The 21,243-nt window shown below is 38.2% G+C and carries 22 protein-coding genes; 11 read left to right on the forward strand and 11 right to left on the reverse strand.

From position 1 onward, the window contains the following. Positions 1-65 precede the first annotated feature (65 nt). Positions 66-2,147, forward strand: coding sequence for an ATP-binding protein (locus ACFOSX_RS14290; RefSeq protein ID WP_386102705.1), 2,082 nt, complete (start codon positions 66-68; stop codon positions 2,145-2,147). 7 nt (positions 2,148-2,154) lie between these two features. On the opposite strand, the gene ctlX is transcribed toward ACFOSX_RS14290, so the two are convergent. Then, positions 2,155-3,087: a citrulline utilization hydrolase CtlX gene (gene ctlX, locus ACFOSX_RS14295; protein WP_386102708.1), complete on the reverse strand. Its 933-nt coding sequence runs from the start codon at positions 3,085-3,087 to the stop codon at positions 2,155-2,157. A gap of 118 nt (positions 3,088-3,205) precedes the next feature. Here ctlX and ACFOSX_RS14300 point away from each other — a divergent pair, with 118 nt between their 5' ends. Beyond that, positions 3,206-4,948 carry a M14 family metallopeptidase gene (locus ACFOSX_RS14300; RefSeq protein WP_386102711.1) on the forward strand — a complete coding sequence of 581 codons (1,743 nt, stop codon included), beginning with the start codon at positions 3,206-3,208 and terminating at the stop codon, positions 4,946-4,948. 369 nt (positions 4,949-5,317) lie between these two features. Here the strand turns inward: ACFOSX_RS14300 and ACFOSX_RS14305 are convergent, their stop codons facing one another. After that, complete coding sequence (locus ACFOSX_RS14305) at positions 5,318-5,905, reverse strand: NUDIX hydrolase (protein WP_386102714.1); 588 nt, start codon at positions 5,903-5,905, stop codon at positions 5,318-5,320. Between the two features lie 160 nt (positions 5,906-6,065). Here ACFOSX_RS14305 and pyrE point away from each other — a divergent pair, with 160 nt between their 5' ends. Together pyrE and ACFOSX_RS14315 are read left to right on the forward strand one after the other, a co-directional pair. Further along, a complete protein-coding gene (pyrE, locus tag ACFOSX_RS14310) occupies positions 6,066-6,710 on the forward strand; it encodes an orotate phosphoribosyltransferase (protein ID WP_386102717.1) in 645 nt (214 codons plus the stop codon). Positions 6,711-6,818: 108 nt separating this feature from the next. Further along, complete coding sequence (locus tag ACFOSX_RS14315) at positions 6,819-7,214, forward strand: SRPBCC family protein (RefSeq protein WP_386102720.1); 396 nt, start codon at positions 6,819-6,821, stop codon at positions 7,212-7,214. On the opposite strand, the gene ACFOSX_RS14320 is transcribed toward ACFOSX_RS14315, so the two are convergent. Further along, positions 7,211-7,942: a biotin--[acetyl-CoA-carboxylase] ligase gene (locus ACFOSX_RS14320; protein WP_386102723.1), complete on the reverse strand. Its 732-nt coding sequence runs from the start codon at positions 7,940-7,942 to the stop codon at positions 7,211-7,213. The genes ACFOSX_RS14315 and ACFOSX_RS14320 overlap by 4 nt on opposite strands. A 96-nt stretch (positions 7,943-8,038) precedes the next feature. Here ACFOSX_RS14320 and rsfS point away from each other — a divergent pair, with 96 nt between their 5' ends. From rsfS to ACFOSX_RS14355, 7 genes are all read left to right on the forward strand, one after another. Further along, on the forward strand, positions 8,039-8,410 hold the full coding sequence (gene rsfS / locus ACFOSX_RS14325; RefSeq protein WP_386102726.1) for a ribosome silencing factor: 372 nt from the start codon (positions 8,039-8,041) through the stop codon (positions 8,408-8,410). A 15-nt stretch (positions 8,411-8,425) separates the two neighbouring features. Then, on the forward strand, positions 8,426-10,375 hold the full coding sequence (gene ftsH / locus ACFOSX_RS14330) for an ATP-dependent zinc metalloprotease FtsH (protein ID WP_386102728.1): 1,950 nt from the start codon (positions 8,426-8,428) through the stop codon (positions 10,373-10,375). Positions 10,376-10,479: 104 nt separating this feature from the next. Continuing rightward, positions 10,480-11,088: an LUD domain-containing protein gene (locus ACFOSX_RS14335; RefSeq protein ID WP_386102731.1), complete on the forward strand. Its 609-nt coding sequence runs from the start codon at positions 10,480-10,482 to the stop codon at positions 11,086-11,088. After that, positions 11,089-11,910: a phosphatidate cytidylyltransferase gene (locus ACFOSX_RS14340; RefSeq protein WP_386102734.1), complete on the forward strand. Its 822-nt coding sequence runs from the start codon at positions 11,089-11,091 to the stop codon at positions 11,908-11,910. Then, positions 11,900-12,553, forward strand: a complete 654-nt coding sequence (locus tag ACFOSX_RS14345) for a phosphatidylserine decarboxylase family protein (RefSeq protein WP_386102737.1) — start codon at positions 11,900-11,902, stop codon at positions 12,551-12,553. The genes ACFOSX_RS14340 and ACFOSX_RS14345 overlap by 11 nt, the downstream gene beginning before the upstream one ends. Further along, positions 12,550-12,816 carry an acyl-CoA-binding protein gene (locus ACFOSX_RS14350; protein ID WP_386102740.1) on the forward strand — a complete coding sequence of 89 codons (267 nt, stop codon included), beginning with the start codon at positions 12,550-12,552 and terminating at the stop codon, positions 12,814-12,816. The genes ACFOSX_RS14345 and ACFOSX_RS14350 overlap by 4 nt, the downstream gene beginning before the upstream one ends. 2 nt (positions 12,817-12,818) lie before the next feature. Continuing rightward, positions 12,819-13,295, forward strand: a complete 477-nt coding sequence (locus tag ACFOSX_RS14355; RefSeq protein ID WP_386102743.1) for a DUF1572 domain-containing protein — start codon at positions 12,819-12,821, stop codon at positions 13,293-13,295. Here ACFOSX_RS14355 and ACFOSX_RS14360 read toward each other — a convergent pair. The 8 genes from ACFOSX_RS14360 to rpsK form a co-directional block, all read right to left on the reverse strand. Continuing rightward, complete coding sequence (locus ACFOSX_RS14360; RefSeq protein WP_386102746.1) at positions 13,285-14,196, reverse strand: dimethylarginine dimethylaminohydrolase family protein; 912 nt, start codon at positions 14,194-14,196, stop codon at positions 13,285-13,287. The genes ACFOSX_RS14355 and ACFOSX_RS14360 overlap by 11 nt on opposite strands. A 61-nt stretch (positions 14,197-14,257) precedes the next feature. Beyond that, the gene (locus ACFOSX_RS14365; protein WP_386102749.1) at positions 14,258-15,544 is read right to left on the reverse strand and encodes a citrate synthase; all 1,287 of its coding nucleotides are present in this window, start codon (positions 15,542-15,544) and stop codon (positions 14,258-14,260) included. A gap of 170 nt (positions 15,545-15,714) precedes the next feature. Continuing rightward, positions 15,715-17,007, reverse strand: a complete 1,293-nt coding sequence (gene eno / locus ACFOSX_RS14370; protein ID WP_386102752.1) for a phosphopyruvate hydratase — start codon at positions 17,005-17,007, stop codon at positions 15,715-15,717. A 162-nt stretch (positions 17,008-17,169) separates the two neighbouring features. Next, the gene (gene carA / locus ACFOSX_RS14375; RefSeq protein ID WP_386102755.1) at positions 17,170-18,273 is read right to left on the reverse strand and encodes a glutamine-hydrolyzing carbamoyl-phosphate synthase small subunit; all 1,104 of its coding nucleotides are present in this window, start codon (positions 18,271-18,273) and stop codon (positions 17,170-17,172) included. A gap of 95 nt (positions 18,274-18,368) precedes the next feature. Continuing rightward, entirely contained in the window at positions 18,369-18,842 is a 474-nt protein-coding gene (rplQ, locus tag ACFOSX_RS14380; protein WP_386102758.1) for a 50S ribosomal protein L17, read from the reverse strand. A gap of 161 nt (positions 18,843-19,003) precedes the next feature. Next, positions 19,004-19,996: a DNA-directed RNA polymerase subunit alpha gene (locus ACFOSX_RS14385; RefSeq protein ID WP_386102761.1), complete on the reverse strand. Its 993-nt coding sequence runs from the start codon at positions 19,994-19,996 to the stop codon at positions 19,004-19,006. 94 nt (positions 19,997-20,090) lie between these two features. After that, positions 20,091-20,696 (reverse strand): 30S ribosomal protein S4, encoded by a 606-nt coding sequence (gene rpsD / locus ACFOSX_RS14390; RefSeq protein WP_386102764.1) that lies wholly within the window; start codon positions 20,694-20,696, stop codon positions 20,091-20,093. A 141-nt stretch (positions 20,697-20,837) separates the two neighbouring features. Beyond that, a complete protein-coding gene (rpsK, locus tag ACFOSX_RS14395; protein WP_386102768.1) occupies positions 20,838-21,221 on the reverse strand; it encodes a 30S ribosomal protein S11 in 384 nt (127 codons plus the stop codon). Between the last annotated feature and the right edge of the window lie 22 nt (positions 21,222-21,243).

Consider the following 21,243-nt stretch of genomic DNA (forward strand, 5'->3'; position numbering starts at 1 on the left):
TTCCCATCCCTCTCCGAAAGGTCGTATCACCGCTACAATACATTACGTTTTAATCGTATCCGCCTATGAAACAGTTTCTATTTGTTGCTGTGTTATTAGTGTCGGGCTGTCTGCTGTCTCAAAATGAGCGGATAGACCAACTGACGGTACAGTTGGCTTACCAAGAGCAAGATTCTACAAAAGTAGACACTTCCTTGCAGTTGATTGGCGAACTCTTTAAAGTCGAGGATTATAGTAAAGCCCTTCTTTTTATTAACCAAACCAACGATTTAGCCGAAAAGTTAGGTTACAAGAAAGGTCTTGCTAAAAGTCATTATTTTAAAGCTCAGATATATGCGCAACGCAAGGATTTTCTCAATGCTTTAAGCAGTTACCAAAAAGCGGGCGACTACTTTTCAGAAATTAACGACGCTTTGGGAACAGCTCGGGTTAATAATCGTATAGGGTTGATACAGATTGAGCGAGGCAATTATGCCGAAGGTTTGAAAAACTCACTTTCAGCAATCACCATCTTTGAAGACAATGATTTGAAGGAAGACCTCAGTTCGGCCTATAATAATTTGGCAGAAGCGTATACCTATACTGGTAATCTCGACAGTGCTTTAGACTTCAATAAAAAAGCCTTGGAGGTTCGTGAAGAATTGAATGATAGTGATGGTATTAAAATAACTTTAAGTAACATCGGGAAACTATATTCTGAGCAAAATGAATACCGACGTGCTTTGGACTACTATGAACGTGCCTTGGCGATGTTAAACCCAAATGTTGACATTGACCTACGAGGTAGCATTTTGAGTGATGTAGGTCTAGCCCATTTAAAACTCGGTAATCTAGACAGAGCAGGGAGCTTTTTGGCTCAAGGCCTACGTTATAATCGACGACAAAAAAATGAGCAAGGTGTACTCAAGTCTTTAAACGCCATTGGAAATCTCAACCTTCAGGAAAAAAGATATCGCACAGCGCAAAGTCAACTAAACGAGGCCAATAATTTGGCTAAGAAACTTAAGAATAATGAAGAACTATTAGAAAACTTTCGACTTTTTAAGGTGATGGATTCATCTAGAGGTTTCTATCAGAATGCGTTTTATTGGCAAAGCCAATATTTCAAATTAAAGTCTGAAATGACTAAAACTGATGCTGTGATACTTCCCCCTGCAGAAAGTGTTTCTATAGAAGATACATCCAAAAGCGAAACTGCAATTTTAGATAAACCTGAAGAGCTTTCAGCCACCAATGAGAAGAAATCACTTCTTACCTATGGACTTATCGCTGGATTGCTAATTAGTATTGCATTATTGATTTTCACCTTTTTAAGAAATACTAAAGACAAAAAGGATCTTAAAACATATGTAATAAAAACAGAGGATTTACAAAATGAAAAGAATTCATTAACTGAAAGAAATGCACAGCTCGAAGAGATCAACGCTGTTAAAGACAAGCTCTTCTCAATCGTGTCGCACGATTTAAAAGATTCCATTTCCTCCATAAAAGCCTTTTTGGATTTATTGAAAGATGATAATATAACCATAGAAGAATTCAATCAACTAATTCCAGAACTTAGTGAAAACGCTAATAATGCCTCGTCGCTCCTATTCAATTTATTAAATTGGTCTAAATCACAAATGCAGAACCTTCAACCGAAACCTGAGTTGTTTAATATTCAGGAGGTCTTTCAGACTAAAATGGCTTTGGTAGAAAAGAAGGTGACTGACAAAGGAATTTTATTGGTAGATGAATCCCGTCGCGATTTTGTCTATGCCGACCGCAGTATGCTAGAGATTGTGATTCAAAATTTAATTACCAATGCGGTAAAATTTAGTGGTAAAGGTGATGTCATTACGGTATCTAACCAAGATTATAACAATAATGCGCTGATCTGTGTGGAGGATACAGGAATCGGAATTTCTAAAGAGAACATCCAAAAACTCTTCAATGCCCGAAATAATTTCACCACCATTGGTACTCGAAACGAAAAAGGTACAGGCCTTGGCCTTACTATTTGCAAAGATCTAGTAGAGTTGAATAAAGGCCGTATTTGGGTTGAAAGTACCCCAAACATTGGTAGTAAGTTTTTTATTGAATTACCAAAAGGTTCACCAGGACCGCCACAAACAGTGGAAGATATTTTAAAAGCTAAGGTTGAGTAATATAAAATCACTCCTTTGGCAAAAACACCTCCGCCATCATACAGCGTGCGCTTCCACCACCACAGGTTTCTATGGTTTCTAAAGAACTAGATAAAATAGGGCAATGTTTTTCAATCTGCTCAACCTGAGCTTCGGTTAAACTATCGTGCGCCGACTGACTCATCACTAAATAGGTTTGGGCCTTCGCGCCTTTTACCTGAAGCATATTCCCTGCAAATTGATGCATCTGTGCTTCAGAAATATTGATGACGTCCTTGCCATCTTCCTTTAAATGCTTCAACACGTTTTTACGCTCTTTTTTGTCGTCAATGGAATCTAAACAAATCACACAAAAGTTTTCGCCCAAACACATCATCACGTTGGTATGGTAAATCGCCACACGCTCGCCATTTACGGTTTGGTTGGCCGTAAAGACGACGGGGAAATAATCAAAATCCTCACAGAATTCTATAAACAGTTCTTCATCGGCACGTGGCGACAACGCACAGTAGGCTTTTTTGTTGACGCGGTCTAACAACAAACTTCCAGTACCTTCCAAGAAAACACCTTCATCTTCAGCCGATGTGTAGTCAATGATATTATTGATTTTAAAACCTTCGCTTTCCAGTCGCATAAAGACTTCATCGCGTCTTTCCTTTCTTCGGTTTTCAGCAAACATCGGATACAAACCCACATCGCCATTACTATGGAAACTCACCCAATTGTTGGGGAAAATAGAATCTGGCGTATCCATTAATTTATCGTCCTCTTCCACAATCACATTTACGCCAACGTTGCGTAATTTCTCGACAAAGGCATCAAATTCCTCTTGGGCTTTGGCATTTATTTCAGCATTTTTCAAGTTTAAATCTTCCTGAAAATAGTTGTTGACGGCCGTTTGTTCGTTCATCCTAAAATTTACAGGACGAATCATTAATATGGTGTTTGTGGTCTGTGCCATTCGCTGAATTTTTTGAATCACAAAATTAGTCTTTTTATAGAATTATCAAGCCTCTCAAAAATGATTTGGTTTAACACGAATTGCTTAATTTTGAATACACAATTTCTGAATCCCAATTATGAAAAAATTAGTTGTCCTCTTCCTGCTCATCATATCCTGTGCCGATAAAAATCCTGAAACAGTCGAACGAGATTTTACGACTGTTTTTGAGAAAAGTGAAGGCACCGAAACAGCAACCTATGAGGAAACCATTGCCTATTATGAAGCCTTGGCAGATGCCTATTCTGAAATCTCCATCAAGGAAATGGGCATGACAGATTCTGGTAAACCCTTACATATTGTTACATTAAATATGGACGGTAATTTTGATTTACAGAGTGTAAAAAATACCGGAAATATTATCTTAATCAATAACGGTATTCACCCAGGGGAATCGGATGGTATAGATGCGACGATGATGCTTTTTAGGGATATCGCTGGCGGAAAAATTCCTGCTCCAGACCACACGACTTTAGTGACCATACCAATTTATAATATCGGTGGAAGCCTTAACAGGAATTCAACAACGCGGACCAATCAAAACGGACCGACATCCTACGGCTTTAGAGGTAATGCCCGGAACTATGATTTAAATCGCGATTTTATAAAAAGTGACACTAAAAATGCACGAGCTTTTGCAGAAATCTTTCATATTGTAAAGCCTGATGTATTTATTGACAACCACGTAAGCAACGGGGCAGACTACCAATATACATTGACACATTTGTTTACCCAACACAACAAATTGGGTGGTGTTGTTGGTGAATTTCTGCACACCAAAATGATGCCTCAGTTGGAGCAGAAACTGACTGAAAAATCATGGGATATTACACCTTACGTCAATGTCTTTAATAGCACGCCAGAATCTGGATTCTCACAGTTTATGGACTCGCCGAGATACTCCACGGGCTATACCACACTTTGGAATACACTAGGCATGATGGTTGAAACCCATATGCTAAAACCCTACAAGCAACGTGTTGAAGGTACTTATGAGCTCATGGTTTCAATGTTAGAATTGACTGAGGAACACGGCGAGGCTATCAAATCATTAAGAGTAGCTCAAAACGATGCGATGATGGCTTCAACCACCTACCCGATTCAATGGCAAATCGATACTACGCAGACCTCAACCTTAAACTTTAAGGGTTATGAAGGAACACGCTTACCAAGTGAAGTAACCAACGGCGACCGACTGTATTTCGATAAAGGGAAACCCTTTACCAAAGAAACAGAATACCGTAATTATTTTAAATCTAAAAAGGATATCGTTGTCCCAAAAGGCTACATTATTCCACAAGGCTGGCACAATGTTATTGACCTTTTAAAATTGAATGACGTGAGTATGACCGAATTCGAAAAAGACTCCACCATACTTGTTGAATCTTATAAAATAGACACCTATGAATCGCGTCGAGCGCCATACGAAGGTCACTATTTACATTACAATACTACCGTAAAAGCTAGTGAACAAAATATCACAGTAAACGCTGGAGATTATTACGTAGAGACACGTCAAGAATCTATGCGGTACATTATTGAGACACTAGAACCTGAAGCTGTAGATTCTTTTTTCAACTGGAATTTCTTTGATACCATTCTACAGCAAAAAGAGGGGTTTTCGCCTTATGTTTGGGAGGACAAAGCTAAATTGCTCCTTGCTCAAAATCCGCAATTACAAATCGATTTCAATCTTAGAAAATCCTTTGATGAAGATTTTGCGAAGAATTGGTATGCGCAATTAGATTGGCTACACAAACAATCTGATAACTACGAGAAAGCACATATGCAGTATCCTATTTATCGGGTTTTGGCAGAATAAAATACAGAGGTTTATTTTCGAAATCAACTACAATTATTAATACATACAACTCTCCTTCTTTCTAAGGAGGAGTGGTTTCGTCAGCTGTAAGATGATGAAAGCGAGATGGTTTTAATAAGTCGACCCTTCCGCCTTTATCCGTTCCAAACGGATAAACGCACCTTCTCTTTCTAAGGGAAAGAGCTTCCAAGCGATAATATCTCAGCACGAATTTTTAAAGTTCAGCTTGCTGAACGTCATTGCGAATCACGCCCGAGCGTGATGTGGCAATCTCATAAATCAAAAAAAGCTTATCCTCATGAGATGACCACGTCGCTAACTCCTCGTCATGACAGATTAAAAAACCACTAAAATTTCAATTAAGAATTTCTAAAACAACAACTTAATATTGGCGTAGCTATTATGCAAAGCATCTTCCGATGATTTGGAATTTAGCCATTCTACTTTTGTGATACCCTCATTTTCTTCAGGATGTAGTGGGCCAGTGTAGTCGGTTTTCATTTCAAACCAATGGGTAATCTTAACTTTATGTCGTCCGTTGCGTTTAAAAATGTGATAGGTCTTCGGTAAAGGCTTTACAATCTTTAAGTCTTTTACTCCTGTTTCCTCCTCCACTTCTCGGATGGCCGAATCCTCAATTGATTCTTTCTTTTCGGTTTTTCCTTTGGGCAAATCCCATTTATCATTCCTGTAAATGAATAAAATGTCCCCCTTAGCATTAAATACCTTGCCTCCTCCAGCAGTGACCTTTGGTAATTTTTTCAGAAAGCGTTTTAAGAGTTTATCCACGTTTTTATCTACCAAACGCACTTCAGCAATGTCCGTTTTGTTGAGAAGCTTAATGACTTTCCCCATTTTTACGGACTTCAGTAAGAAGGTTTTGGAGTTGTCCTCCTCTTTAAAATCAGTGGTTAAGACAATAGGCTTATCTCCAACATAGACGGTATATTCAGACATATGGGCTCTCTTAAACATGGTAACACATTTGCTCCAAATTTAATAGGAAATACCTTATCTCATGTGCTCCATCGCAAAATTGTTCAGTTTTCGAACCTTACTGTTCGTAATTTAGCCGTTTCAAAAGTGTCAGGATTTCAAAATTCATTAATTTTGCACCATGATTTTCAAGACCGACACTGCTAAAAAAACTGCTGAACTTTTACTTCAGATTAACGCTATAAAATTACAACCAGACGACCCGTTTACTTGGGCTTCCGGCTGGAAATCACCTATTTATTGTGATAATAGGGTTGTATTATCGTATCCCGTGATTCGGAATTATGTTCGCGAAACCTTAGCGCGTCATATCGAAGAATTATATGGAAAGCCAGATGTTATTGCTGGCGTTGCTACGGGCGCCATTGGCATTGGTGCTTTGGTAGCGGATTATATGAATCTTCCTTTTATCTATGTTAGGCCAGAAGCGAAAGGCCATGGACGCAAAAACCAAATTGAAGGTTATATTGAAAAAGGTCAAACCGTCGTTGTAGTTGAAGACCTTATCAGTACCGGGAAAAGTAGCTTGAATGCGGTAAAAGCCTTAAACGAGGCGGAGGTGCAAATTAAAGGCATGGTCGGGATTTTCAATTACGGATTTGATGTCGCCAAAGACAATTTTAAAAACGCTGACATTGAGCTACACACCTTGAGTAATTACGACAACCTCTTGGAGCAAGCTCTAGATACACACTACATTACTAAAGCCCAACAAGACATTTTAGCAGATTGGAATGCCAATCCTAGCGAATGGAACGCTAATTGATTACTTGATGTGGATGCGTTTATTTGTTTATGCTTTATATCGAAAAACTATATAACGGAAATCATTTCCAAATAAACGAATCAACAAAAAAACAAATACACACTTAAAATGAACTTAGAATCCCCAAAAGTAAGCCTAGATAAATCTGCAGAAGAGACGTTTAATTTTCTTTCGGACGTCAAGAATTTTGAAAGCCTTATGCCCGAAAATATTTCAAAGTTTGAAGTCTTAGACGATGACAAATTTTTATTCGCGTTAAAAGGCATGCCCGAAATCGTGTTGAAGAAGAAAGAAGCCATCCCAAACAGTAAGATTGTTTTGGGCGCCGCAGGCGGAAAGTTGGATTTTTCTTTGATAGGTCATATCACGGAAACGTCAATGGATACTTCGGATGTGCAATTGCAGTTTGAAGGCGAGTTCAATGCCATGATGGCGATGATGATTAAAGGCCCTATTTCAAAATTTATTGAAACGTTGGTAACCAACATGAAAACTGCAATTTAGTATTGTAGTTCTATTTCTTTTAAATCATAAGTTTTGATGATTTGGTCTTCGACTAGAACTTCGAGTTTGCCATCATCAGAAATCCCGTTGATGTAACCGGTAAAAATACCTTCAGACAGCGTTCTAAAGGTTGAAGGTTTGTGTTTTCTAAATAACAAGGCTTCGTATTCAGATTTAATGGACTTGTAGTTTTTGGCTTCAAAAATTTCAAAATAATGCTGGATGCCTTCAAGAATAGTCATCATCAATTCCTCAATACTATAAAGTTTTCCTGTTAAAATGTGTAGGGATGATGCTTTAGGAAGGTTGTTGAAGAATTTTTGGTTGACATTGAGACCAATGCCTATGACGGAAAAGGACAATTGGCCTTGTTTTATACTATTTTCAATAAGAATGCCACCAATTTTTTTTCGCTCTGCCAAAATGTCGTTAGGCCATTTAATAGCCAACTTAGGAATTTGTAGTGTTTTTAAAGCCTTTGTGACACCCAAAGCTACAGCCATACTAATGTAAAATTGGTGTGTATAAGACACAAAATCTACATGCTTAAAGATACTGAAGGTAAGGTTTTTAGAGGGCTCAGCATCCCATTGTGTTCCCATTTGTCCTCTACCCTCTTTTTGATGTTCGGCAATGACAATGGTGTAATCTTCCAAGGTGCCTGTAATCTGCTTTCGCTTTAGATAGGCATTGGTAGAGTCAATGGCATTAAGTTTGATTATACGCATAGCAACGCAAAGGTAGATTTTATCGTTTTCTTATGACAATAATGAGGACAGAAGAACTAAAAAAATAATAACTTTGCATAAATTTAAATTTAATTAATGACGAAAGACAAAGGCAATGCAGACCAACTGATTACTACAATTTTGGCTGGTATAGAAGAGGTCAAAGGAAAGGAGATAGTAATCCTAGATTTAAGAGAGATAGAAAATACGGTTTGTGATTATTTTGTTATTTGCGAGGGGACTTCAAACACTCAGGTCAACGCCATCGTTAATTCCATACAAAAACTAGTTAGTAAAACCATCAAAGACAAGCCTTGGCATATCGAAGGAACCGATAATGCCGAATGGGTATTGATGGATTATGTCAATGTTGTGGTTCATGTATTTCAAAAACACATACGTGAATACTATGATATTGAGAGTTTATGGGGCGACGCAAAAACAACCGAAATAGAAACAAGTTACTAAGAAGAGAAGCTAAACATGGCAGACGATAAAAAGAATAAAAATATAAACCCAAAGAAACCTAAACTAAATCCATATTGGATTTACGGTGTCATCATCGCCGCTTTTATAGCAATACAGGTGATTGGTGGTAGTGCGTTCAACAGCACCAAAGAAATTACTAATTCTGAATTCTACAACTATTTAGAAGTCGGCGACATCAAAGAGGTTGTGATTGTAGGTAATACAAAAGTCGCAAAGGTATTTTTAACCGATGAGGCTCTAAGTAAACCTGAGCATAAAAACTCCAAAGGCACAAGTATAATGGGAGGCAATGAAATCCCAAATTATACTTTGATTTTTGGTGACCTTTCTAATTTTGAAGATAGAATAGAAGAAACTATTGAGGCTAATGAACTTACAACTACGGTTGATGCTGATATAGAAAGCAATGCTTGGGGAGACTTCCTTTTACAATTATTGCCTTTTATTTTAATCATTGGGGTTTGGATATTTATTATGCGTCGTATGTCCGCTGGTGGTGGTGGCGGTGCAGGAGGTCAGATTTTCAATATCGGAAAGTCGAAAGCCAAACTGTTTGATGAAAAAAGCGACACCAAAACATCATTTAAGGATGTCGCCGGATTAGAAGGTGCCAAAGAAGAAGTTCAAGAAATTGTAGACTTCCTAAAATTCCCAGAAAAATATACCTCTTTAGGTGGTAAAATACCTAAAGGCGCATTATTGGTTGGCCCTCCAGGAACTGGTAAAACCTTATTGGCAAAGGCCGTTGCAGGAGAAGCCAAAGTTCCTTTCTTTTCACTTTCAGGTTCTGACTTTGTAGAGATGTTTGTTGGTGTTGGCGCCTCGCGTGTAAGAGATTTGTTTAAGCAGGCTAAAGAAAAGTCACCGTCTATAATTTTTATTGATGAGATTGATGCTATTGGCCGTGCAAGAGGAAAGAATAATTTTTCGGGCTCAAATGATGAGCGTGAAAATACCTTGAACCAACTCTTAACAGAAATGGATGGTTTTGGCTCAAACACCAATGTTATTGTATTGGCCGCTACCAACCGTGCTGATGTTTTGGATAGCGCCTTAATGCGTGCTGGTCGTTTTGACCGTCAGATTTACGTGGACCTTCCAGATGTAAGAGAGCGTAAAGAAATTTTTGAGGTTCACCTTCGTCCACTAAAGAAAGAAGAGACTTTAGATATTGATTTCTTGGCCAAGCAAACTCCAGGGTTTTCAGGAGCGGATATTGCAAATGTCTGTAACGAAGCCGCTTTAATTGCCGCTCGTAAAGGTAAAAAAGCAGTCAACAAACAGGACTTCTTAGATGCTGTAGATAGAATTGTTGGGGGTCTTGAAAAGAAAAATAAAATCATTACGCCAGACGAAAAACGTGCTGTTGCTTTTCACGAAGCGGGTCATGCCACAGTAAGCTGGATGTTAGAACATGCCGCACCGTTGGTCAAGGTAACTATTGTGCCTCGAGGTCGTTCTCTTGGTGCCGCTTGGTACTTACCAGAGGAACGCCTTATCGTAAGGCCAGAACAAATGTTGGATGAAATGTGTGCCGCTCTCGGTGGACGTGCCGCGGAGAAAGTGATTTTCGATAAGATTTCTACCGGAGCTTTAAGTGACTTAGAAAAAGTAACAAAGCAAGCCAGAGCAATGGTAACCGTTTATGGGCTGAGTGATAAGGTCGGGAACCTGACTTATTATGATTCGTCAGGACAATCAGAATACGGTTTTACAAAACCATATAGCGAACAAACGGCTGAACTTATTGATAAAGAGATTTCTAGTATTATTGAAGAGCAATACCAACGCGCTATCAAGTTGTTAGAACAGCATAAAGATAAACTGACCAAACTTGCTGAAGTCCTATTGGAAAAAGAAGTAATATTTAAAGATAACCTTGAAAAAATCTTTGGAAAACGGGCATTTAAAAAAGATGAAATTATAGCAGACGAGGAAGAGTAAAAAGTATTACAGTCATTGAAAAAACTTAAATTGACCTAGAGTTAATTTAAGTTTTTTTATATTTGAAAAGCACGTAAGAGGCGATTATTAATAGCAACACTTTAATGAGCTTATTCAGAAAAATCTTCGGAGGTAAATCAGACCGTTCCGAAGACCATATTCCAAATGAAGAGCGCGGGAAATATATGCCTGACGTTAAGCTCCCTGTTGATGAACGTTTTACTATAAATTTTAAAGCCAACGGCGGTAAATTTTTATACTGTGAGAATATTCAAGAGGTTAGAAAATCCTTAGAAAATATTCTTGTTGAAAACGATTGGGAAGGCAAAACCGTAATGTGTCTTGATGAGCGTTTAAATGAACTTTTCAGTAATTTTGAATTTAAAACCTCTAAAAAAACGTCCGAAAGTACTTTTTTCTTGACCACTTGTGAATATTTGATTTCTGATGATGGGTCCCTGTTAATTTCATCAAATCAAATAGCTGAGAAAAAACTTAAAGAGTTGCCCGGAAACTTCATCGTCTATGCAACGACAAGTCAGCTAGTAGAAAATATTGGGGAAGGCCTAAAAGGTATTAAGGAAAATAACCGTTCTAGAATCCCAACAAACATAACGACTATTAAGCATTTTAAGACTGTCGACGCCAAAGATTTTTTGACGTATGGCAGTAGTTCCAAAAATCTATACCTACTTCTTTTAGAAGACCTATAAATGAAAGAATTCGGAACACGGGCTATTTCAGGATTGTTGTATGTCGCCCTTCTCATCGGCTCACTTTTTCTGTCTGAAGCATTTTTAATCCTGCTCTTCTTATTTGGTTTGGTGTGCATGGCCGAGTTTAGCAAACTCATAAAGTTAAAAGGTATCAGCCAATATTTCATTTTTGCCATTATGTATATCGGCTATTGGCTGTGGACTTTTAAATTAGACATCAATCAAGGTATTAATGAAGCTGTACAAATTTTATTGGTCGTAACCATCTTTGTCAATCTTATTCTCATCAAGGACTTATTTGCTGAAAAACGCATTCCGTTGTTCGAATCCAAACGCTACATTGTTACAACGTTCTATTTATCGAGCGGATTTGTTTTTATACTGCTTATAGCCAATTATGGCGATGTATTTACACCCCTACTAATTTTGGGGACATTCCTACTCGTTTGGATAAATGATAGTTTTGCCTACATCACAGGAAAGAATTTTGGAAAACAAAAACTCTTCCCAAGTATCTCACCGAAGAAAACGGTTGAAGGCTTTTTGGGCGGTTTGTTTTTTGCCTGTGTTGGTAGTTATTTTATTGCCACTTATACCGAAACGCTCAACTCCACATCTTGGTTGTTTTTAGCCATAATAGTGAGTGTATTTGGGACGTTGGGCGATTTGATAGAATCAAAATTTAAACGTCAGGCCGAAGTCAAAGACAGTGGTGTTATTATGCCAGGTCACGGTGGTCTTATGGATAGGCTAGATAGTATTATCTTTGCATCACCATTTATTTATTTATTTCTTATAATAGCTACTTATGTTTCATAAAGAAGGTCAGAAAATCATATTAATCACACTCGTAGTCGTGGTCGTTTCATTCTTTGTCATTGACAGAACCATTGATATTGAATGGCTCAGAAAAACACTGATGATTTTTGTTCTCGGATTCTTTTTACTGATTTTACAGTTCTTCAGAAATCCGAAACGAAATACCCACGCTAATGAAATGCAAGCCCTTTCGCCTGTAGATGGAAAAGTGGTTGTGATTGAAGAGGTTTTTGAAAAAGAGTATTTTAAAGACAAGCGTTTACAGGTCTCCGTATTTATGTCTCCGATAAACGTTCACGTTACGCGTCACCCTATCTCAGGAAAAGTAGCGTACAGCAAATACCATCCGGGTAAATATTTGGTAGCTTGGCATCCTAAAGCTAGCGAAGAAAACGAACGAACTACGGTTGTTGTGGAGAATGATTCCTTCGGAAAAGTACTCTACCGACAAATTGCTGGAGCACTTGCAAAACGTATTGTCAATTATGCCGTTGAAGGCCAAGATGCCAAGCAAGGTGCCGATTCTGGGTTTATTAAGTTTGGCTCTAGAGTAGATTTATTTTTACCTTTAGATGCCGATATTAAAGTAGAACTTAATCAAAAGGTACGCGGTGGCGAAAGTGTTATTGCAGAAATGGGATGATTTCTAAAGAATTAGATAAAGAATTTGATATCGCGGTAGAACGCGTCAATAAGTACACGGAACCGTTTCCTGCCGATTTTCTTTTAAGGCTCTACGCCTATTATAAAAAGGCCACCAATAATTACGAACGCCCAGGAAGTTCAAAACCCATTATCAATGCGTTTAAGACCAACGCACTATTTCAGGTTAAAGATATTTCTGAAGATGAGGCCAAACGTGAATATATCGACCTCGTCAACAACTACTTTCTCTATAGAAAATAAGCATGACTGTTAAAGCCTTAGCATCACGTCTTGAAGAACTTTTCATCAATGGCACTTGGATTGCCAATACCAATTATAACGAAATTTTAGAAGACGTCACTTGGCAAGAATCTGAAAGAAAGATAGGCAACCACAATAGTATAGCATCGGTTACTTTTCATATCAACTACTATCTGGAAGGCGTATCGGAAGTGTTTCTTAATCGTCCGTTGACCATCAGGGATAAATTCAGTTTTGATTGTCAGAAAATAACTTCTGAAGATGAATGGAAAACCCGAAAAACAGCTTTAGTATCGAACGCCAAAACCCTAATTGGGTTGGTTAAGCAATTACCCGAAGACAAACTACAGCACGGCTTTGTAAAACCTGAATACGGAACGTATCTAAGAAACATAAATGGTTTGATGGAACATAGCTACTACCACCTGGGGCAAATCAGCTTAATTAAAAAATTGATTCGGGAATCGTCTAATCTCTAATTAAAGGCAAAGTACTGCAACGTAGTAAGCCTTCCTGCTTGGAAATTTCAAAATAAGGCACTTCTTCAACGGTATAGCCTTTTGAGCGCAACCAAGTATTCAATCGGGTGAAATTGCGTTCAGAAATAATCACATCTTCAGAAATTGAAAAGATGTTACTATTCATAAAGTACATTTCCATTTTATCAATTTCGAAACAATTGTCCTTTCCGAAGTAATCTACCAACCACTGATATTCTTCTTCCTCTAAAAATCCATTTTTATGAATGATACATCGCCCATGTCCAATAGGTTGAAAACAGCAATCTAAATGTAATGCGTTGTCTTCAGGGATGGTGTTGCTCTTTCTTAAATTGAAGGATTTCACGGTTTTATTTGGAAAGCACTTTTGAAGATAGTCAACAGCCTGCGTATTGGTTCTGGCTGTGATATAATCTGGATAATCTTCACCTCGATAGGTTCCTACAAAAATATAATCGCCATGAGGCATGACGTCACCACCCTCTACATGAGCTTCCTCCGGAAAAATGATTCTATTCGCTTTGGGGATTTGAGACCACACATGTTCAATGGCTTCAAACTCACGTTCGCGGTCAGGTAGGATATTCGATTTGCAGAATTTATCCTCAATTACGAAGCCTATATCTCGTGAAAAAATCTGGTTGTAATCGGGAATTAATTCTGGTCGAAAGACTTCGACATCATACTTTTTAAAAACTTGAGCTACAGCTTCCATTTCGGCAATCATATCTTCTTCCTCAGGATAGGTGCCTTCCATGATATGCTTGGCTGATTTTGGGTCGTAAGCCTCTTCAAGCTTAGGTGTAGGGCCATTACCCTTTGCACGACCTAAAACCACAGCGCGCAATCTCGAAAATTCGTCGGTTATGTTCAGTTTCATTGTTGGTTAGTGTAGAATGAACAGAAAAAAGCTCCATAGTAGATATGAAGCTTTTTCAAATTTATCTTTTATCAATCGCTTTAAATTCGCGATGTGTTTCCCCAATGTATAATTGTCTTGGACGACCAATTGGCTCTTTACGAAGTCTCATTTCCCTCCATTGTGCAATCCAACCTGGCAAACGACCGAGCGCAAACATTACGGTAAACATTTCCACTGGGATGCCCATAGCTCTATAGATAATCCCTGAATAGAAATCTACATTAGGATACAATTTACGATCTACAAAATACGGATCATTTAATGCTTCTTGTTCCAATCCTTTAGCGATATCTAATATTGGATCTTCAACCCCTAAATCGGCCAATACCTCATCCGCCGCTTTCTTAATGATTTTGGCGCGTGGGTCAAAATTCTTGTACACACGGTGTCCAAAGCCCATCAAGCGGAAAGAATCTGACTTGTCCTTGGCCTTAGCCATATATTTTTTAGTGTCACCACCATCTTCCTTAATCGCTTCCAACATTTCCAAAACCGCTTGGTTAGCGCCACCATGTAATGGTCCCCAAAGAGCAGAAATACCTGCAGAAATTGATGCAAACAAACCGGCATGAGAAGACCCAACAATTCTTACCGTAGAAGTAGAACAGTTTTGCTCGTGGTCTGCGTGAAGAATCAATAATTTATCTAAAGCATCTACTACAATCTGATTTTGAACGTACTCCTCATTTGGCTTTTTCATCATCATTTTAAGCACGTTCTCTACGTAGCCTAAGCTGTTATCACCATAATCCAATGGAAGGCCTTGCTTTTTTCTTAACGTCCAAGCAACCAATACCGGGAATTTTCCCAATATTTTAACGATGGCTCTATACATCTCTTCTTCAGAATCTACATTAACCGAAGTAGGATTAAATGCAGTTAATGCACTAGTCAAAGAGGACAACACACCCATAGGATGAGCCGACTTAGGAAATGCGTCTAAAATTTTCTTAATATCATCATCCACTACAGATTTAGACTTGATGTCAGCATGAAATTGGTCTAATTGCTCCTTTGTTGGCAATTCCCCAAAAATGAGAAGATAAACAACTTCAAGAAAGTCTGCTTTTTCAGCTAGTTCCTCAATAGAATAGCCTCTATAACGCAAAATGCCTTTTTCACCGTCTAGAAATGTAATGGCACTTTCACAGCTTCCGGTATTTTTATACCCAGGATCAATAGTAGTAACACCTCCTGTTGCACCTCGTAAGGTTTTAATATCGATGGCTACTTCATTTTCTGTACCAGTAACGAGCGGAAATTCATGCTTCTGTCCGTTAACTTCTAATATGGCTTTATCTGACATTATAATTGGTTTTCTTTAATTTTTAAGGATTACAAAAGTACGAAATCTCCATCGATTTCGTGAATAGATTTAGAACCGTTTTAACAGTTTAGAAATGCCGATTTTTCTAAATAGAAAAGCGACTGTAGTTTAAACAGTCGCTTTTAAAAGTCGTGATTTGTAATCCTAACTTATTTTAATTTGAATGCATTTTCTTTTGGAAAGTAGGCTACTTCTCCCAATTCCTCCTCTATGCGCAATAACTGATTGTATTTGGCCATACGGTCGCTTCTTGACGCTGAACCCGTTTTAATCTGTCCTGTATTTAATGCAACAGCTAAATCTGCAATGGTATTATCTTCAGTTTCTCCTGAACGGTGAGACATTACTGAGGTGTAACCCGCATTATGCGCCATGTTTACCGCAGCTATGGTTTCGGTTAAGGTTCCTATTTGATTCACCTTAATTAAGATTGAATTTGCTATACCTTCATTGATGCCTCGTCCTAAACGTTCTACATTGGTAACAAATAAATCATCGCCAACCAACTGTACTTTGTCTCCAATTTTATCGGTAAGGTATTTCCAACCGTCCCAATCGTTTTCATCCATACCGTCTTCGATAGAGATAATTGGGTATTTTGAAGCTAGATCAGCTAAATAATCGGCTTGTTCTTGGCTTGTTCTTACTTTGCCAGAGTCGCCTTCAAAAATGGTGTAATCGTATTTGCCGTCTTTGTAAAATTCTGCGGCCGCACAATCCAAAGCAATCATCACATCGTCACCTAAAGTGTAACCGGCGTTAGACACCGCTTTTGCAATGGTTTCTAAGGCATCTTCTGTACCACCTTCTAAATTCGGTGCGAAGCCACCTTCGTCACCAACTGCGGTACTCAAGTTTCTATCGTGCAATACTTTTTTTAGGTGATGAAAAATTTCAGTCCCCATTTGCATGGCGTGTGTGAAATTTTCAGCCTTAACTGGCATCGCCATAAATTCTTGAAATGCAATCGGTGCATCACTATGAGATCCACCGTTGATGATGTTCATCATCGGAACTGGTAACGTGTTTGCTGATACCCCACCGACATAGCGGTATAATGGCATGTTCAACTCATTGGCTGCCGCTTTTGCAGTCGCCAAAGACACTCCCAAAATAGCATTGGCGCCCAACTTGGATTTGTTTGGTGTTCCATCGATTTCACACATCAGCTTATCGATATAGTTTTGCTCAAACACAGACACACCCATCAATTCTTGCGCAATAATGTCATTGACATTTTTAACGGCTTTAGAAACACCTTTGCCCATAAATGCCGAACCTCCATCTCTTAATTCAACGGCTTCGTGTTCTCCAGTGGATGCTCCAGACGGAACGGCAGCGCGTCCGAGAATTCCGTTTTCGGTGATCACGTCTACCTCTACGGTTGGATTTCCTCTTGAATCTAAGATTTGTCTGGCATGAATGTTAATGATGATGCTCATATTATTTTATTTTCTATTCTGTATTATTTATTGTTTTGCGAATTTACGAAAATCGAGAGCCTTTAAATAGGGGCCCATCCATTATTACATTAAAATTTTACGAAAACGAATTCGGGATAGAAAAAAAGCATCAAAATTTGAGTTTTGATGCTTTATCTGTATTTAGTTATTTTGAATATTCTCTATAAACTGGTCAAAGAGATAGGTGGAATCGTTTGGTCCAGGACTAGCTTCTGGATGATATTGTACCGAAAAAACGTTTTTGCTTTTCATTTTAATGCCTGCAACCGTATGGTCGTTAAGGTGCACGTGTGTAATATCAACATCGTCATGGCCTTCTGTTTCTTCTCTGTTAATCGCAAAACCGTGATTCTGGGAGGTTATTTCACCTTTGCCAGTTTCGAGATTTTTTACGGGGTGATTGATACCCCTATGACCGTGGTGCATCTTATAGGTAGAAATACCATTGGCCAGTGCAATGACTTGGTGACCTAAACAAATCCCAAACAAGGGTAAATTTCTATCAATGACTTCTTTAGCAACAGCCTGGGCTTCCACCAAAGGTTCCGGATCGCCAGGGCCATTAGATAGAAAATAACCGTCCGGTTTAAAAGCTTCCAAGTCTTCAAACTTAGCGTTGTATGGAAATACCTTAACGTAAGCATCTCGCTTGGCTAAATTTCTTAGGATGTTTTTCTTAATCCCAATATCCAAGGCTGAAATCTTATACTTGGCATTTTCGTCACCGTAGAAATATGGTTCTTTAGTAGATACTTTTGAAGCCAACTCTAACCCATTCATATCTGGAATATCAGCCAACTGTTTTTTTAAGCCTTCGATATTATCCACATCTGTAGAAATCACCGCATTCATAGCACCATTATCTCTAATGTGTCTTACCAAGGCTCTTGTATCTACATCAGAAATCGCCATTTTATCATGCGCGTCAAAAAAAGCCTCTAAGGACCTATCGGCACCTGGTCGAGAATATTCAAAACTGAAGTTTCGACACACTAATCCTGCAATCATAATATCATCAGATTCTACTTCGATATCTTTTGTTCCGTAGTTACCAATATGAGCATTGGTGGTCACCATAATCTGCCCAAAATAAGACGGGTCTGTGAAGATTTCTTGATATCCAGTAGTCCCTGTATTAAAACAGACTTCGCCAAAGGCAGTACCTTCTTTTCCGATGGATTTACCATGAAATATGGTGCCATCAGCCAATAGAATTAAAGCTTTTTTTCGTTGTTTGTACTTCATGTTGTGTTGTTACTTGTTTTACAAAATTCCAAAAAAAAAGGATAAACTGAAACAGCTTATCCTTTATACTTATTAATGCTTATTAACATCATTGTTTACTCTTCTTCGTTAGATGCTTGAGTTTCGGTAGCAGGTGACGCTGCCGCTTTACTTCCACCTCTTCGGCTACGTCTTGTTGTTTTCTTAGCTGGTTTCCCCGCATTATACAACTCGTTGTAGTCCACTAATTCTATCATCGCCATATCAGCGTTATCACCTAATCGGTTACCCAATTTAATAATACGTGTGTAACCTCCTGGACGATCTGCAACCTTAGCGGCTACATCTCTAAACAACTCAGCTACGGCTTCTTTTTGTCTTAAGCGAGACATTACAATACGTCTGTTGTGTGTTGTGTCTTCTTTAGACTTAGTAATCAAAGGCTCAACAAATTGCTTTAAAGCTTTTGCTTTTGCAGTTGTTGTGTTAATACGCTTGTGCTCAATTAATGAACATGCCATATTAGCCAACATTGCTTTTCTGTGCGCCGTTTTTCTACCTAAGTGATTAAATTTTTTTCCGTGTCTCATGACTTTTACTTTATCATCTTGCTACCAAATCCAAACATTCATTGTCCGGAGAGCAAAATATGATTATTTAATTGTGTTTAAACCGATTGTGACATCGGTCTTTTTTATCGGGTGCAAATTTAGGGCTTCATATTGAATAATCCACCCTAATTTTTCACTTTTTAGTCTTTGTCTAATTTATACTTGCTTAAGTCCATTCCGAAGTTAAGACCCTTAACGTTTACTAGTTCTTCCAGCTCAGTTAAAGATTTCTTACCGAAGTTTCTGAATTTCATTAAGTCATTTTTGTTGAAAGATACCAAGTCACCTAAAGTATCTACCTCTGCCGCTTTTAAACAGTTTAAAGCACGTACAGACAAGTCCATATCAACCAATTTGGTTTTCAATAACTGTCTCATGTGAAGTGATTCTTCATCATAAGTTTCTGTCTGTGCAATCTCGTCCGCCTCTAAAGTGATACGCTCATCAGAGAATAACATAAAGTGGTGGATTAAGATTTTAGCTGCCTCAGTCAACGCATCCTTAGGATGAATAGATCCGTCAGTGATGATTTCGAAAACTAATTTTTCGTAATCGGTCTTTTGCTCTACACGGAAATTCTCGATGCTATACTTCACATTTTTTATTGGTGTGTAGATAGAATCTGTAAAAATAGTTCCGATTGGTGCAGATGCTTTTTTGTTCTCTTCAGCAGGAACGTATCCTCTACCCTTTTCAATAGTTAACTCCATATTGATGTTAACTTTTGGGTCTAGGTTACAAATCACCAAGTCTGTGTTTAATACTTGAAAACCAGAGATGAACTTTTGAAAATCACCAGCAGTGATTTGCTCTTGTCCTGAAATTGAAATAGTAACCGTTTCGTTATCTACTTCATCAATCTGACGCTTAAAGTTCACTTGTTTTAAGTTAAGGATCATTTCAGTCACATCTTCTACAACACCTGAGATGGTAGAAAATTCGTGATCAACACCTTCGATACGTACCGATGTGATGGCGAAACCTTCTAAAGACGATAAAAGTACACGTCTAAGTGCATTCCCTACTGTTAATCCGTAACCTGGTTCAAGAGGTCTAAATTCAAACTTACCTTCAAAGTCATTTGAGTCAATCATTATGACCTTGTCTGGTTTCTGAAAATTTAATATTGCCATTGTTTTCTTCGTTTTAATTGTTATTTAGTTGCGCGGTCTACTGATTTGAAGAACTTCAATACACCCTTTGGCCAAATACCAATGTGATTAATTATTATTTAGAGTACAATTCAACGATGTTTTGCTCGTTGATGTTCTCTGGAATTTGGATTCTTGCAGGAACAGATACATAAGTACCTTCTTTGTTCTCATTGTTCCAAGTGATCCACTCGTAAACGTTGCTTGAGTTTGCCAATGAGTTAGTGATCGCCTCTAAAGATTTAGATTTTTCTCTAACGCCAACTACATCTCCAGCTTTTAATTGGTAAGAAGGAATGTTTACTTTCTCTCCGTTTACAGTAATGTGTCTGTGAGATACTAATTGTCTTGCAGCGCTACGTGATGGAGCAATACCCATTCTGTAAACCACGTTGTCTAAACGAGACTCACATAATTGTAGTAACACCTCACCTGTAATACCAGGAGCAGCTGTTGCTTTTTTAAACATGTTTCTGAATTGCTTCTCTAAAATACCGTAGGTATATTTAGCTTTTTGCTTTTCCATTAACTGGATAGCGTATTCAGATTTTTTCCCACGACGACGGTTGTTACCGTGTTGCCCTGGAGGGTAATTTCTTTTTTCGAAGGCTTTGTCTTCTCCGAAGATAGCTTCGCCAAACTTACGGGCGATTTTAGTTTTAGGACCAGTATATCTTGCCATTTTAAATTTGTTTAGAAAGTGAGTCTTGAATTAAGGTCTTAATCTTATCCTTCAAAATTCGTTGATCTTTCAATTAATACTTGTTGTTAAATATATAATTTGAAAAGACCCTTACGCAAAGCAAGGGTTTGTATTCAATGATTATACTCTTCTTCTTTTTGGTGGACGACATCCATTGTGTGGCATTGGCGTTACATCAATGATTTCTGTAACCTCAATCCCTGAGTTGTGAATAGATCTGATAGCAGATTCTCTACCATTACCAGGACCTTTTACATACACTTTTACTTTCTTAAGTCCAGCTTCTTTTGCTACACCAGATGCATCTTCTGCAGCTAATTGAGCAGCGTAAGGTGTGTTCTTTTTAGAACCTCTAAACCCCATTTTACCAGCTGATGACCAAGAAATAACGTCACCTTTTTTATTTGTTAAAGAAACGATGATGTTGTTGAAAGAAGCTGTGATGTGCGCCTCACCCATTGCATCAACTATTACTTTACGTTTTTTTGTACTTGACTTTGCCATATTATTTAGTTTATAGTTGTCA

The organism is Winogradskyella maritima (assembly GCF_042650215.1).
In the GTDB taxonomy this organism is placed as follows: domain Bacteria; phylum Bacteroidota; class Bacteroidia; order Flavobacteriales; family Flavobacteriaceae; genus Winogradskyella; species Winogradskyella maritima.

What these genes read in the sequence shown, in the direction of transcription:
- ACFOSX_RS14290 (WP_386102705.1), top strand. Translation starts at nt 66, where the DNA reads ATGAAACAGTTTCTATTTGTTGCTGTGTTATTAGTGTCGGGCTGTCTG.
- ctlX (WP_386102708.1), bottom strand. Translation starts at nt 3,087, where the DNA reads ATGGCACAGACCACAAACACCATATTAATGATTCGTCCTGTAAATTTT.
- ACFOSX_RS14300 (WP_386102711.1), top strand. Translation starts at nt 3,206, where the DNA reads ATGAAAAAATTAGTTGTCCTCTTCCTGCTCATCATATCCTGTGCCGAT.
- ACFOSX_RS14305 (WP_386102714.1), bottom strand. Translation starts at nt 5,905, where the DNA reads ATGTCTGAATATACCGTCTATGTTGGAGATAAGCCTATTGTCTTAACC.
- pyrE (WP_386102717.1), top strand. Translation starts at nt 6,066, where the DNA reads ATGATTTTCAAGACCGACACTGCTAAAAAAACTGCTGAACTTTTACTT.
- ACFOSX_RS14315 (WP_386102720.1), top strand. Translation starts at nt 6,819, where the DNA reads ATGAACTTAGAATCCCCAAAAGTAAGCCTAGATAAATCTGCAGAAGAG.
- ACFOSX_RS14320 (WP_386102723.1), bottom strand. Translation starts at nt 7,942, where the DNA reads ATGCGTATAATCAAACTTAATGCCATTGACTCTACCAATGCCTATCTA.
- rsfS (WP_386102726.1), top strand. Translation starts at nt 8,039, where the DNA reads ATGACGAAAGACAAAGGCAATGCAGACCAACTGATTACTACAATTTTG.
- ftsH (WP_386102728.1), top strand. Translation starts at nt 8,426, where the DNA reads ATGGCAGACGATAAAAAGAATAAAAATATAAACCCAAAGAAACCTAAA.
- ACFOSX_RS14335 (WP_386102731.1), top strand. Translation starts at nt 10,480, where the DNA reads ATGAGCTTATTCAGAAAAATCTTCGGAGGTAAATCAGACCGTTCCGAA.
- ACFOSX_RS14340 (WP_386102734.1), top strand. Translation starts at nt 11,089, where the DNA reads ATGAAAGAATTCGGAACACGGGCTATTTCAGGATTGTTGTATGTCGCC.
- ACFOSX_RS14345 (WP_386102737.1), top strand. Translation starts at nt 11,900, where the DNA reads ATGTTTCATAAAGAAGGTCAGAAAATCATATTAATCACACTCGTAGTC.
- ACFOSX_RS14350 (WP_386102740.1), top strand. Translation starts at nt 12,550, where the DNA reads ATGATTTCTAAAGAATTAGATAAAGAATTTGATATCGCGGTAGAACGC.
- ACFOSX_RS14355 (WP_386102743.1), top strand. Translation starts at nt 12,819, where the DNA reads ATGACTGTTAAAGCCTTAGCATCACGTCTTGAAGAACTTTTCATCAAT.
- ACFOSX_RS14360 (WP_386102746.1), bottom strand. Translation starts at nt 14,196, where the DNA reads ATGAAACTGAACATAACCGACGAATTTTCGAGATTGCGCGCTGTGGTT.
- ACFOSX_RS14365 (WP_386102749.1), bottom strand. Translation starts at nt 15,544, where the DNA reads ATGTCAGATAAAGCCATATTAGAAGTTAACGGACAGAAGCATGAATTT.
- eno (WP_386102752.1), bottom strand. Translation starts at nt 17,007, where the DNA reads ATGAGCATCATCATTAACATTCATGCCAGACAAATCTTAGATTCAAGA.
- carA (WP_386102755.1), bottom strand. Translation starts at nt 18,273, where the DNA reads ATGAAGTACAAACAACGAAAAAAAGCTTTAATTCTATTGGCTGATGGC.
- rplQ (WP_386102758.1), bottom strand. Translation starts at nt 18,842, where the DNA reads ATGAGACACGGAAAAAAATTTAATCACTTAGGTAGAAAAACGGCGCAC.
- ACFOSX_RS14385 (WP_386102761.1), bottom strand. Translation starts at nt 19,996, where the DNA reads ATGGCAATATTAAATTTTCAGAAACCAGACAAGGTCATAATGATTGAC.
- rpsD (WP_386102764.1), bottom strand. Translation starts at nt 20,696, where the DNA reads ATGGCAAGATATACTGGTCCTAAAACTAAAATCGCCCGTAAGTTTGGC.
- rpsK (WP_386102768.1), bottom strand. Translation starts at nt 21,221, where the DNA reads ATGGCAAAGTCAAGTACAAAAAAACGTAAAGTAATAGTTGATGCAATG.